This window comes from Streptomyces soli, assembly GCF_003999195.1.
Taxonomy (GTDB): Bacteria; Actinomycetota; Actinomycetes; order Streptomycetales; family Streptomycetaceae; genus Actinacidiphila; species Actinacidiphila soli.
This window is the reverse complement of record NZ_RJVR01000161.1, coordinates 1-11,457: the sequence shown is the minus strand read 5'-3', so window position 1 is coordinate 11,457 and position 11,457 is coordinate 1. Positions and strand designations below refer to the sequence as shown.

Genomic DNA, 11,457 nt, shown 5'->3' with positions numbered 1-11,457 from the left:
GAGGCTCGTCCCAAGGGACGGACCTTAAAGTCTCGGAGCCGACCGGCCCCGGCTCGGGTCTCGCCTCATGCCTTCGGGCCTATCCATGTGTGGGCGCGCGACGGCCTGCGGCCGTGCCGAGCGGGGCGTAGACAGGAGCGCGGGCGCGGCCGCCGGCCGGGAGCGCGCCCGGCGAAGCGGAGCGCAGCCGGGTGTCTTGAACCCGTAGAGAAAGTTGTTACTCAGTCGGGTTGTTGGGGTCGTTGCGGTGGCGGTCATGCTCGGTCTCGATGTCGTGGAAGACGGTTTCGGCTGCGGTGATGGTGAGTTGGAGCCGGTGCAGGATGTGGCGCCGGGCACTGTGGATCAGCGCTAGGTGGTGGGCGCCTTCGTGGCTGGTGTCGTCGGCGGGGTACCAGAAGCCGCGGTGGCTGTAGTCGCGGATGATGACGGCGCAGGCGCGGACAACGGCATTCATGGTGGCGCTGATCTCGTACCGGTAGCACTGTTCGGCCTCGGCTCGGATCCGGGCTGCTGTGGGTTCTTGGGGCTCGTTAGTGCTCATGGTGCCTGTCTGAGGGTGGTGCCGGTGGGGCGGGCGGTCAGGACGTAGCGGGTGGTGTCATCAAAGATCGTGTGGGCGTACATGGCGCCCTGGGCGAGGTGGGATAAAGCGCGCTCGTGCTCGCGCTGGTCGGTGACCCAGTGGTGGACCGGTAGGGCGGCGTGTGGGTCGAGTTGATCGGCTACGTGATAGCCGCGTTCATGGAGCCAGCGCAGGGCGAGGCGGGGTGTGGTGGCTGGGTGGGAGCCGAGCCAGAAGGCGCGGCCGTCGTGGGGGGTGTAGGCGATGACCTCGCACCAGTAGCCGGCGGCGAGGGGCGATTCCTGGCGGAGGTGGAGTTCGTCCATGGTCAGCACGCGGCGACTCCGGGATGGGGCATGAGGAGTTCCGCAGTGATGGTGTGACCGTGGTGGTCGCCGTGGATTTCCACGTTGTCGGCAAGGGCGGCGACCATGCCGAGCCCGCGGCCGTGGGTGGCATCGGTTCCGGGGTGCTCGATCGTGGGGGCGGTGCCGCTGCCGGAGTCGGTTACCGAGATCGCGATGACCAGGTCGGACAGGGCCAGGGTGATGTGGAAGGTGCCGGTGCCGTCACCACTGGCGGTATGGACGAGGGCGTTGGCGCCGAGTTCGCTGACGATGAGGGCGACGTCGTCGGCGTGGGGACTGTGGCTGAGGATGTCGCGGGTCCAGCGGCGGGCGCGGCTGACCTCTTCGGGGAAACCTGGGCAAGTCAGTCCCCAGACCCGCAATTTGCTCGTATACTCGTCCATACAAGTTCCTTCGTGCTGGTAGGCCGCCATGGGTAGAGGTTTCGGGCTAGACGAGTTTGACGCCGTCGTGGGCGCGGACGGCCGGCGGGGATGCCGAGTCCAGCGCGTCCAGGACGCGGATTGCGTAGGCCTCGTCGGCAAGCTCGGTGACTTCTTCGCGGGTGGCCCAGCGCAGGGCGCGGGTCTCCTCGCCGGTGGTCGGGGCCCCGTCGATCGCTTCGCAGCGGAAGACGAGGGAGACGATCAGGCCGGTCATGTTTTTGTAGACGCCAGTGAGAGTGGCCGGGACTGCGATCTTGATGCCGGTCTCTTCGAGGACTTCACGCTGAAGGGCCTCGGGGATGGTCTCGCCGGGTTCGAGTACGCCGCCGGGAGGCTCCCACTGGCCGTTGTCGCGCCGCTTGATGAGTAGGGCCCGGCCGTGGTCGTCGATGATGACCCCGGCGACGCTCACGGAGTGCGGACGCTCAGTGCTCACGTTCTCGGCCCTCTCGGCTGGCTAGGCTCTCCACCGTAGCAACAAAACTCAGCCGCTCGTCTAGATACCTAAAGGAGTGCAGATGCCTTCTCTTCCCTCGGGTGCCCTTGGGGCGCTTGATCCGACGAGTGACCGCGCGGTGTTTCGGCAGATCGCCGATCAGCTGCGCGAGGCCATCGACAGGGGGCGCTTCGCGGAGGGGGACAAGCTTCCGTCGGAGGCCGAGTTGGTTGAGCACTATGGCGTGTCCCGGATGACGGTCCGCAACTCCTTCTCGGTGCTTCAGGGGGAAGGGCTGGTGCTGGCCGAGCACGGCAAGGGAGTGTTCGTGCGGCCGCGGCCGCCGGTCCGCCGGCTGGCCTCCGACCGGTTCGCGCGGCGCCACCGCGAGCAGGGGAAGTCGGCGTTCATCGTGGAGGCGGACGCCGCCGGGAGCCGTCCGGAGGTGGACAGCCTGGAGGTGAAGGAGGAGCGGCCTTCGCAGGACATCTCGGCGCGGCTGGGCTCGCCTCGCCGGGTGCTGGCCCGTCGGCGCCGGTATCTGCTGGACAAGCGGCCGGTGGAGTTCGCTACCTCCTACCTGCCGCTGGACCTGGCCCGGAATACGCCGATCGCCGAGCCGAACCCCGGCCCCGGTGGCATCTACGCCCGGCTTGAGGAGCTGGGGCACAGGCTCGACCACTTCGAGGAGGAGATCCGCGCGCGGATGCCCTCTCCGCAGGAGGTTAAGACGCTGCAACTGGCCTCAGGTGTGCCGATCATCCACCTGATCCGAACCGCGTACGACACCGAGGGGCGCGCCGTGGAGGTGTGCGACACGGTCATGGCTGCTGACGCGTACGTCCTCGCATACCAGCTTCCGGCGACCTGAGGCGGGGCGATGAGGCGTGACGGCAGCTTTCGCGGGTGGCTCCCACGAACTCGTACACGCCAACAGGAATACTCGTATAGACGAGTGGGCAAGTCTGTGGTTACAGTGGTCCCCGTTCCCCAACCGGGATCACCTCAATGCATCTTGTATAGACGACTAGATGGCAACCACAGAAGGAGAAGTATCTTGCGCAGCATCCGAGTTGAGACCTCGTCCGCGACGATCCTGCTGACCGAGGCCCCGGAGCCGAAGGTCAAGGACCGACAGACCGGCGAGATTGCCAAGGACGCCCTGAGTGGCGAGGCACTGGTGAAGCTCGGCGTCGTCTTCATCGACGCGGGGGAGTCCTCGCTGATTCAGGTCACCGTGCCGGAAAGCGGTATCACCGAGGGGCTGACCCTCGGAGCTCCGGTCTCGCTGGTCGGCCTGGTGGCCCGGCCGTGGGAAAGCGTGTTCAACGGCCAGCAGCGGCACGGGATCGCCTTCCGCGCTGCTGCGGTCGCGCCGGGGACCTTCCCGGCCCAGGCCTCCGGGGCGGCAGCCTGATGTCAGACCTGGTGACGTTGTTGGAGGTGGGGGGCCCGGTCGCTGCGATCGGTGGCGGGGCCGCGTACCTCCGGGCCCAGCACCCGGCGGTGTACTGGTCGACCGTCGGCCTGCCGGCCTCCACGGTCCGGCTCGTCGGCTCGTACGCCGCCGTCATGGACGCCTGCGGGCTGACGGTCGCCCCGTCCCGGCTCCGGGCCATGGCGATACGGGCGACCACCCGCCGTGAGGTGCGGCCGGTACCGCCCCGCCGGGGCATCATCCGCCCGGCCTCGACCGGCCTGCGGCTGAGGCTGCGGCTGGCTCCGGGCCAGGAACCGGCGGATGTGGCGGCCTCGGCGGAACGGCTGCGGCACGCCTGGGGCGTCCATGCCGTGTACGTGTCCGAGATCAAGCCCGGTGTGGTCGAACTGCGGCTCGTCGGCTACGACGTGCTGCGGAAGGTGAAGATGCCCCGCAAAGTCGGCGGCGGCCTGCTCAAGGTGCCGGTGGCGCTGCGGGAGGACGCGACCGCGTTCGTACGGGACTACCTGACCATCCCGCATCAACTCACCCTCGGCGCGACCCTGTCGGGCAAGTCCATGTACCTGCGGCACCTGGTCACCGGACTGGCACCGCAGCCGGTCGCGCTGGTCGGGATCGACTGCAAGCGCGGGGTGGAGCTGGCGCCGTTCGCGCCCCGGCTGTCCGCCCTGGCGACCGAGCCCGATCAGGCGGCCAAGCTGCTGCCGGTGCTCGTACAGCTCATGGAGGACCGCTACGACCTGATCAGAGCCCGGCAGGGCATCGCCCAGGACATCCCGGACGAGGAGATCACCTCCGACATCTGGGGGCTGCCGGAAGCTGAACGGCCGGTGCCGGTCGTGCTGTTCGTCGACGAGGTCGCCGAACTGTTCATGGTCGCCAACCGCAAGGACGAGGAGAGGCGGGACGAGATGGTCACCCAGCTCATCCGGCTCGCCCAACTGGGCCGCGCCGCCGGCATCTACCTGGAGGTGTGCGGGCAGCGCTTCGGCGCCGAACTCGGCAAGGGCGCCACCATGCTCCGCGCCCAGCTCACCGGCCGCGTCTGCCACCGCGTCAACGACGAGGCCTCGGCCAAGATGGCGCTCGGCGACATCGCCCCCGAAGCAGTCGGCGCCGCCTGCGCCATCGCACCCGAACGCCCCGGCCTGGCCGTCGCCGGGGACACCTCCGGCGGCTGGTCCCGGATCCGTACGCCCTATCTGTCGCTCAGCGATGCCGCCGCCGTCTGCCGCGAAACGGCGGACCTCGTACCGGACCTGGCCGCGCTCCAGCCCTTCCGCCCTGTCGTGCCCGTACGAGTGGTCAAGAGCCCGGTCCCGGCGGTCAAGCCCCGTCCTGTGACCGACTGAACCACCGCTCCCCCACGGTCGGCGCGACCGCCTCACGCCACGTCCCTACCCCCGCCATGCCCAAAACCGAAAGGCGTGCCCATGTCCCGCCCCTCCGTCGCCGAGATATCCGCCTTCCTCGCCGACCTCGCCGCCTACCGCAAGTCGCGGACCGGCGACCTGACCACACTGATGGCCCGCAAAGCCGACTTGCTGGAACGCATCGCCGCCGACTCCCCGCACGACGCCGAAGCGGCCGAGGTCGCGGCCAACGCCCGCGCCAACTCCGACCGACTCAACGGCGAGTAGCCGTGCGCGCACCACTGGCCCGCGTCGACGCCGTGCTCGTACAGGCGGTCATCGCTGCCGCGCTGTCCTTCGCCCACCTGCACGACATCGCCTCGGCCGCCGGACAGGACGGCTGGAAAGCGTGGGCCTATCCCATCTCCGTCGACCTGCTGCTCGTGGCGGCCTGGCGGCGGCTGCGGTCCGGGAGCTCTCGGGCGGCCGGGTGGTGCTGGTTCATCATCGCCTTGACCGCATCCCTCGGGGCGAACGTCGCCACCGCCGGAATGCTCGACCTGACGGGCGTCCCGACCTGGCTGCGCATCCTGGTCGCCGGGTGGCCGGCGGTCGCCTTCCTCGGCGGCACGCTTCTCGCCCATACGGCCCCGGCTGTCGCTGAACCCGTACCCGAGCCGGAACCCGAGGTGACCGAAGTGGCTCCCGTCGACCCGGTGCCCGAACCGCCCGAGCCGCACGTCCCGGCCGCCCTGGTGGAGCACGCCCGCAAGGTCGCCTCCGAGCACCGGACCCGTACCGGTACCCCCATCGACACCGCGACCCTGCGGGCCCGCCTCGGCGTCCCGGTGTCGCTGGCCGAAGCCATCGCCGCCCAGCTCTGAGAGGAGCACGTCATGTCCGCGCCCCGCCGCTTCCGCAACGTCATCCGCATCGGCCCTGTCCAGGTCGCCACCGGCTTCGACAGCCGGGGCCGCGAGAAGCACACCGCCGCCTGCACCGCCCCGCGCTGCGGCTTCTCCGCCGACTACGACAGCCGGGCCGCCGCGGAACTCGCCGCCCGCACCCACCGCTGCCCCGCCCGCTGAAAGGACCCGTTCCCGTGACCGTCAGCCTGCCCCTGGTCGTCGTCCTGGGCCTCGTCGCCTGGCTCGCGATCAAGTTCCTCGGCGTCCGCATGTGGGTCGCCGTCGTGATCGCCCTGTTCGGCTTCTACCTCGCCGACACCTTCCTCGCCCCCGCCATCGACTCCGGCACGCGAACCGGCGTCGACATCGTCAACGGCACACATAACTAGACGACTAGCTGAGAGGTGATTCCCATGCTCCGCCCAAAACTCCCCGTAGCGCCCACGCCCACCCACCCGACCATCACCGCCCAGCACAGCCACGCCCCGGCCTGCTCCTGCCAGCACGTCGCCCCAGCTCCTGGCTCAACGCCCTCGCTGAGTGTGGGCGCCGGTGTCGTCGGCGCCGTGGTCCTGGTGGGCGTCGTCCTCACCGCGCTCCTGACCGCCGTCGCCGTCTCGGCCGTCTCCGTGGCCATCGCCGCCGTGGTCCTGCGCTCCCTGCTCCGCGCCCAGAGCCGGCGCTGACGGCTTCCGGGGCGGCCTCGATACCGCCAAGCATCTGCCGCCCCGGGAGCCCAACCCCTCACGACCAAAGCCGAAGAGGAGAGAACCATCATCGCGCGCAACACCCCGCCCCCGCTGCCCGAACTCGGCATGCTCGCGTCGCTGGGCACCATGCCCGCCCTGCTCCGCCAGCTCTCCGGGCTCGGCGGCTGCACCCGCCCCGTCCGGCTCGACGGCCACCGCACCGAACACGACCTGAACACAACGACCGGCGAGATCGGCCGTGTCCTCCACCACCTCGACTCCGCCCAGCTCCCCGCCGGCCAGCTCCTCATGCGGTGCAACAACCGCCGCGCCACCCGCTGCCCGGCCTGCGCCGAGACCTACCGCCGCGACACCTTCCACCTGATCACCGCCGGACTACGCGGCGGCAAAGGCATCCCCGACGCCGTAGCGACCCACCCGCGCGTCTTCGCCACCTTCACCGCTCCCGGCTTTGGCCCCGTCCACAACCGCCCCGACAACCGACGCTGCCGCTGCGGCGTGCGCCACGACCAGGATGACGACGCCCTCGGCACCCCGCTCGACCCTGAGGCGTACGACTACGAAGCGTCCGTGCTCTGGAACGCCCACACCGGCCCCCTCTGGCGGCGCTTCACCATCTACCTCCGCCGCGAGATCGCCAAGCTCGCCGGACTCACCCAACGCACCTTCCGCCAGCACGCCCGCGTGTCCTTCGCCAAAGTCGCCGAATACCAAAAGCGCGGCGCCATCCACTTCCACGCCGTCATCCGCCTCGACGGCCCCGAAGCCGGCGACACCCCGCCCCCGCCCTGGGCCACCGCAGACCTGCTGACCGACGCCATCCGCGCCGCCACCGCCAAAGCCACCGTGGACGGCCCGGTCATCGACGACCGCGCCCACACCTTCGCCTTCGGCCGCCAGCTCGACATCCGCACCATCCGCACGGCCGACTTCAACGGCGGCCAGGAGCTGACCGAACGCGCCGTCGCGGCCTACATCGCCAAGTACGCCACCAAAGGCGCCGAGACAGCGACCGGCACCCTCGACCGCCCCATACGGCTCATCGCCGAACTGGGCCACCTCGACATCAGCGAACACGCCCGCCGCATGATCCGCACCGCATGGGCCCTCGGCGCCCGCCCCGAACTCGAAGACCTACGGCTCCGCGCCTGGGCCCACATGCTCGGCTTCCGCGGCCACTTCTCCACCAAATCCCGCCGCTACTCCACCACCCTCGGCGCCCTCCGCGACGCCCGCGCCGAATGGCGCCGCGCCCAAGCCACTCCCGAGGGCCAGACCCACGGCCAGACCGAGGAAACCACCCTCGTCCTCGCGCACTGGGTCTTCGCCGGAACCGGCCTCACCTCCGGCGAAGCCTGGCTAGCAGCATCCGTCGCACCCGCCCCCGGAACGGAAGGAGAACCAACCTATGGCTGAGCGGTATCTCTCCGTGGCCCAGATCGCCGAACGGCTCGGCACCACAGAGCGGTTCCCGCGCCGCTTGATTGCGGAGCGGCGCATCACCTTCGTCAAGGTCGGTCGGCACATCCGCATCCCGGAGAGCGCGCTGTCCGCCTTCATCGACGCCAACACGGTGCAGCCACTCTCCCGGCTGAGGAGGGTCGCCTGATGGCCAGGAAGCCGATGAAGAAGCGGCGCTTCGGACGGGTTCGCAAGCTGGTCTCCGGCCGCTATCAGGCGCGCTATCTCGGGCCCGACGGCGTCGACCGGCCGGCACCCGTCACCTTCGCGACGGCGGGAGAAGCGGACGACTGGCTCGCCGAAAGGCAGGCTGAGGTACGCAAGGGCGACTGGCAGGATCCCGACGCGGGCGCGGTCAACTTTGCTGAGTACGCGGGGCAATGGGTAGATGAGCGGGATCTGTCGGCAACCACAGATCAGTTGTACCGGCGGCTTCTGCGCTTGCACATCCTCCCGACTTTCCGCCAATGGGACCTCGACGAGATCACCCCGCCCCGTGTCCGGACCTGGCGGACGGAGCGGCTGACGGCGACGGGGGCGACTACCGTCGCGAAGTCGTACCGGCTGCTCAAAGCCATCCTTGAAACGGCCGTTGATGACGAACTGATCCGCCGCAACCCCTGCCGGATCCGCGGGGCAGGCAAGGAGTCGGCCGAAGAGCGGCCCGTGGCCACCGTGGACCAGGTGGACGCGCTCGCCGACGCGATCGGGCCTCGCTGGCGCCTGATGGTCTACATCGCCGCCTACGGACCGGCCCGCCCGGAGGAGCAGGCGGAGATGCGGCGGCCGGATGTCAGCCTGGCGCCGCTCGGCATTTGGGTACGTCGGGCGGCTCCTGAGCTGACCACTGGTCGGCGGGTGGTCGGAGAGACGAAGTCCGAGGCGGGGAAGCGGTTCATGGTGCTGCCGGGCTTCATGCAGAAGGACGTGGAGCGCCACCTGAAGTGGTTCGCCCAAAAGGAGTCCAATGGGCTGCTCTTCGTCGGTGAGAAAGGCGCACCGTTCCGGCGGACGTCATTCGGCCGCAAGTGGGCCAAGGCTCGTGTGAAGGCGGGACTGCCGGACAACTTCCGTTTCTACGATCTTCGACACACCGGTCACACCCTCGCGACGCAGTCGGGCGCGACCCTCAAAGACACGATGGTCCGGGCCGGCCAGTCCTCCGAGCGCGCTGCGATGATCTACCAGCACTCGAACCTCGACCGGCAGAAGGAAGTCGCCGCCGCACTCGACGCGCGCGTACGGGCACAACGTGATGCGTCCCGCGAGGCATCGGGCACGCAACGGGCACGGGAGGGGTAAAGAGGTCTAGACAACAAACGAGGCCCGGGTCGTTGACCTGGGCCTTTGTCGTGGAGCGGGTGACGGGAATCGAACCCGCGCTCTGAGCTTGGGAAGCTCATGTTCTACCATTAAACTACACCCGCGAAGATCGCCCTGAGGGCGATTCATCGTCGCACACTGTACCCCATGGCAGGCCCCGGACGCATGCGTCGAGGGGCCTTTGTGATGTGCGGGAGTGGTGCGGGGGGGTGAGGTGGGGCGTAGGTTGGGCGGCGATTTCCTGGTGCGGGTGGGTGCGGAGTGCCGCGTGTGGGGTGGGTGATTGATCCCCTAATGTGGCTTTCGTCGTTGGCGTGCAGGGAAGGAGAGCGATGGATCGCACCGTCGTTCGTTGTGCCGAGGGGCACGTGTTCAGCATCACTACGTTTCCGATGCAGAACCTCGGGGCCGACCGGCTGGGGCCGGGGCGGTTGATCCGGTGTCCGGGGTGTGCGCGGTTGAGGAGTGCGGTGCCGGTGGATGTGCGGGAGCCACAGAGGTAAGAGGTAAGAGGCAGGAAGGGCGGGGCGCGCGGCGTCGGGGTGGATTCGGCCCGGGCCGCGTGGTCCGCGTAACCTTCGTTGCGTGCTTCTCTCTGACAAGGACATCCGGACCGAGATCGACAGCGGACGGGTGCGCGTGGACCCGTATGAGCCGTCGATGGTGCAACCGTCGAGCATTGATGTCCGGTTGGACCGGTTCTTCAGGGTGTTCGAGAACCACCGGTACCCGCACATCGATCCGGCGGTCGAGCAGCCGGACCTGACGCGGCTGGTGGAGCCGGAGGGGGATGACGCGTTCATCCTGCATCCGGGCGAGTTCGTGCTGGCGTCGACGTACGAGGTCATCTCGCTGCCGGACGACGTGGCGTCGCGGCTGGAAGGCAAGAGCTCGCTGGGCCGGCTGGGGCTGCTGACGCACTCGACGGCGGGGTTCATCGACCCGGGGTTCTCGGGGCACGTGACGCTGGAGCTGTCGAATGTGGCGACGTTGCCGATCAAGCTGTGGCCGGGGATGAAGATCGGGCAGCTGTGTCTGTTCCGGCTGACGTCGGCGGCGGAGTTCCCGTACGGGTCGGACAAGTACGGGTCGCGGTATCAGGGGCAGCGGGGGCCGACGCCGTCGCGGTCGTTCATGAACTTCCACCGGACGCGGGTGTGACGCACATGGCCTCGGAGGCGCGGGAGAACCTGACGTACGAGGACTTCGGCCGGGCCGTGCGCGACCTGGCGCAGACGATCGCGGACGACGGCTACGAGCCGGACATAGTGCTGTCGATCGCGCGGGGCGGGGTCTTCGTGGCGGGTGGCCTGGCGTACGCGCTGGACTGCAAGAACATCCACCTGGTGAATGTGGAGTTCTACACGGGGGTCGGGACGACCCTGGAGATGCCGGTGATGCTGGCGCCGGTGCCGAACGCGATCGACTTCTCGGAGAAGAAGGTGCTGATCGCCGACGACGTGGCGGACACCGGGAAGACGCTGAAGCTGGTGCGCGACTTCTGCGTGGATCACGTCGCGGAGGTGCGCAGCGCGGTGATCTACGAGAAGACGCAGTCGCTGGTGAAGTGCGAGTACGTGTGGAAGCGGACCGATGACTGGATCAACTTCCCGTGGAGTGTCTTGCCTCCAGTACGTAAGTCTGGTGAGCCGGTCACTCCATCAAAAGAAGCCCTCTCGCTGACCAGCAAGAAACCCCCTCATCTTGCCTGACTGCTACCCTCCCGGGCGAACTAGGCGGTCGGAGACCCCCCATCCCGGCCCCGGCCTGCTGAGGCGCTCTCGGCTGGTCGGCCCCTGTCAGTGCTGGTCGTCCTCGGGTACCCCTCCACGGCCCACAGACGGCCCGGGAACGGGACTCCGACCAGCACCACCGCCGGCCGAACAGCCGCGATTCGACAGCACGTGCTGGAGATGCCCGCCTCGGTCGTCGCGGAGGCTCTCGGCTACCACCAGGTCACCACAGCCACGCTGGCCTTCGGGCCCGAGCGGCATGGGGTCGTGGTCGACGCTGGGCCGTGTCCGCACAGTGGGTTCGTCGTGGCTCCGGTCGTGGTGCGTCGTCATGAAGTGACCTTCTGGTCGCGGGGCGGGGGCTGGGTCGGGATGCACCCGTGCAGGAGGAGGTTGACGATCTGGTCGATCACCACGTCGTCCAGTGGTTCTTGGCTTAGCGAAGCGCGGTAGACGACGGTTCCCGCATAGACGTCGACCATCAAGGTGGTGTCGGTCTCCGGTGGGAGCCGGCCCTCGTTGCGTGCCTTGTCGAGTAGTTTCACGACGGATGCGCGGCGCGGAGTGATGAGTTCGGCGAAACCTGCGGTGCCGGAGGGGTCCTCGATGATGTCGGCGATCAGGGCCGGAAGGATCAGGCACGTGGGCATGGCCGAGACGATCTCGACGGTGAGCCGGACGGCGGTGCGCAGATCGGCTTCCAGGTCGCCGGTGTCGGGCAGCGGCGGAAGCGGG

General features: G+C 69.0%; 18 protein-coding genes and 1 tRNA gene. 13 read left to right on the top strand and 6 right to left on the bottom strand.

What is annotated here, in order from left to right; genetic code table 11:
• Positions 1-217: 217 nt before the first annotated feature.
• Genes EFK10_RS14180 through EFK10_RS14165 form a run of 4 tightly spaced genes read right to left on the bottom strand, consistent with a single transcriptional unit; the run spans position 218 to position 1,770 of the window.
• A complete protein-coding gene (locus tag EFK10_RS14180) occupies positions 218-544 on the bottom strand; it encodes a hypothetical protein (protein ID WP_127356058.1) in 327 nt (108 codons plus the stop codon).
• Positions 541-891, bottom strand: coding sequence for a hypothetical protein (locus EFK10_RS14175; protein WP_127356061.1), 351 nt, complete (start codon positions 889-891; stop codon positions 541-543). The genes EFK10_RS14180 and EFK10_RS14175 overlap by 4 nt, the downstream gene beginning before the upstream one ends.
• 2 nt (positions 892-893) lie before the next feature.
• On the bottom strand, positions 894-1,316 hold the full coding sequence (locus EFK10_RS14170) for an ATP-binding protein (protein WP_127356057.1): 423 nt from the start codon (positions 1,314-1,316) through the stop codon (positions 894-896).
• A 46-nt stretch (positions 1,317-1,362) separates the two neighbouring features.
• Positions 1,363-1,770 carry an NUDIX hydrolase gene (locus tag EFK10_RS14165; RefSeq protein WP_127356060.1) on the bottom strand — a complete coding sequence of 136 codons (408 nt, stop codon included), beginning with the start codon at positions 1,768-1,770 and terminating at the stop codon, positions 1,363-1,365.
• Between the two features lie 106 nt (positions 1,771-1,876).
• Between EFK10_RS14165 and EFK10_RS14160 the strand changes: the two genes are divergently transcribed.
• The 11 genes from EFK10_RS14160 to EFK10_RS14110 all read left to right on the top strand — a co-directional run bounded on the left by EFK10_RS14160 (position 1,877) and on the right by EFK10_RS14110 (position 8,968).
• Complete coding sequence (locus tag EFK10_RS14160; protein WP_127356056.1) at positions 1,877-2,665, top strand: GntR family transcriptional regulator; 789 nt, start codon at positions 1,877-1,879, stop codon at positions 2,663-2,665.
• A 186-nt stretch (positions 2,666-2,851) separates the two neighbouring features.
• Positions 2,852-3,211 (top strand): SCO3933 family regulatory protein, encoded by a 360-nt coding sequence (locus EFK10_RS14155; protein ID WP_127356055.1) that lies wholly within the window; start codon positions 2,852-2,854, stop codon positions 3,209-3,211.
• Complete coding sequence (locus EFK10_RS14150) at positions 3,211-4,587, top strand: FtsK/SpoIIIE domain-containing protein (protein WP_127356054.1); 1,377 nt, start codon at positions 3,211-3,213, stop codon at positions 4,585-4,587. Before EFK10_RS14155 ends, EFK10_RS14150 begins: the two co-directional genes overlap by 1 nt.
• A gap of 81 nt (positions 4,588-4,668) precedes the next feature.
• Positions 4,669-4,875, top strand: coding sequence for a hypothetical protein (locus EFK10_RS14145; RefSeq protein WP_127356053.1), 207 nt, complete (start codon positions 4,669-4,671; stop codon positions 4,873-4,875).
• Between the two features lie 2 nt (positions 4,876-4,877).
• Entirely contained in the window at positions 4,878-5,471 is a 594-nt protein-coding gene (locus EFK10_RS14140) for a DUF2637 domain-containing protein (RefSeq protein ID WP_127356052.1), read from the top strand.
• Positions 5,472-5,483: 12 nt separating this feature from the next.
• Positions 5,484-5,675, top strand: a complete 192-nt coding sequence (locus tag EFK10_RS14135; RefSeq protein WP_127356051.1) for a mobile element transfer protein — start codon at positions 5,484-5,486, stop codon at positions 5,673-5,675.
• A 14-nt stretch (positions 5,676-5,689) separates the two neighbouring features.
• Positions 5,690-5,884 (top strand): hypothetical protein, encoded by a 195-nt coding sequence (locus EFK10_RS14130; RefSeq protein WP_127356050.1) that lies wholly within the window; start codon positions 5,690-5,692, stop codon positions 5,882-5,884.
• Between the two features lie 24 nt (positions 5,885-5,908).
• A complete protein-coding gene (locus EFK10_RS14125; protein ID WP_127356049.1) occupies positions 5,909-6,181 on the top strand; it encodes a SpdD protein in 273 nt (90 codons plus the stop codon).
• Positions 6,182-6,310: 129 nt separating this feature from the next.
• Complete coding sequence (locus EFK10_RS14120; protein WP_127356048.1) at positions 6,311-7,621, top strand: replication initiator; 1,311 nt, start codon at positions 6,311-6,313, stop codon at positions 7,619-7,621.
• The gene (locus EFK10_RS14115) at positions 7,614-7,814 is read left to right on the top strand and encodes an excisionase family DNA-binding protein (RefSeq protein ID WP_127356047.1); all 201 of its coding nucleotides are present in this window, start codon (positions 7,614-7,616) and stop codon (positions 7,812-7,814) included. Before EFK10_RS14120 ends, EFK10_RS14115 begins: the two co-directional genes overlap by 8 nt.
• Positions 7,814-8,968 (top strand): tyrosine-type recombinase/integrase, encoded by a 1,155-nt coding sequence (locus EFK10_RS14110; protein ID WP_127356046.1) that lies wholly within the window; start codon positions 7,814-7,816, stop codon positions 8,966-8,968. Before EFK10_RS14115 ends, EFK10_RS14110 begins: the two co-directional genes overlap by 1 nt.
• Positions 8,969-9,019: 51 nt before the next feature.
• Here the strand turns inward: EFK10_RS14110 and EFK10_RS14105 are convergent.
• Positions 9,020-9,093, bottom strand: a tRNA-Gly gene (locus tag EFK10_RS14105).
• Positions 9,094-9,574: 481 nt separating this feature from the next.
• Here EFK10_RS14105 and dcd point away from each other — a divergent pair.
• Both dcd and EFK10_RS14095 read left to right on the top strand, forming a co-directional pair.
• Positions 9,575-10,150, top strand: a complete 576-nt coding sequence (gene dcd / locus EFK10_RS14100) for a dCTP deaminase (protein WP_127356045.1) — start codon at positions 9,575-9,577, stop codon at positions 10,148-10,150.
• Between the two features lie 5 nt (positions 10,151-10,155).
• Entirely contained in the window at positions 10,156-10,701 is a 546-nt protein-coding gene (locus tag EFK10_RS14095) for a phosphoribosyltransferase (RefSeq protein ID WP_127356059.1), read from the top strand.
• Positions 10,702-11,051: 350 nt separating this feature from the next.
• On the opposite strand, the gene EFK10_RS14090 is transcribed toward EFK10_RS14095, so the two are convergent.
• On the bottom strand, positions 11,052-11,457 hold a 406-nt coding region (locus EFK10_RS14090; RefSeq protein WP_206305447.1), incomplete at its 5' end, for a TetR-like C-terminal domain-containing protein.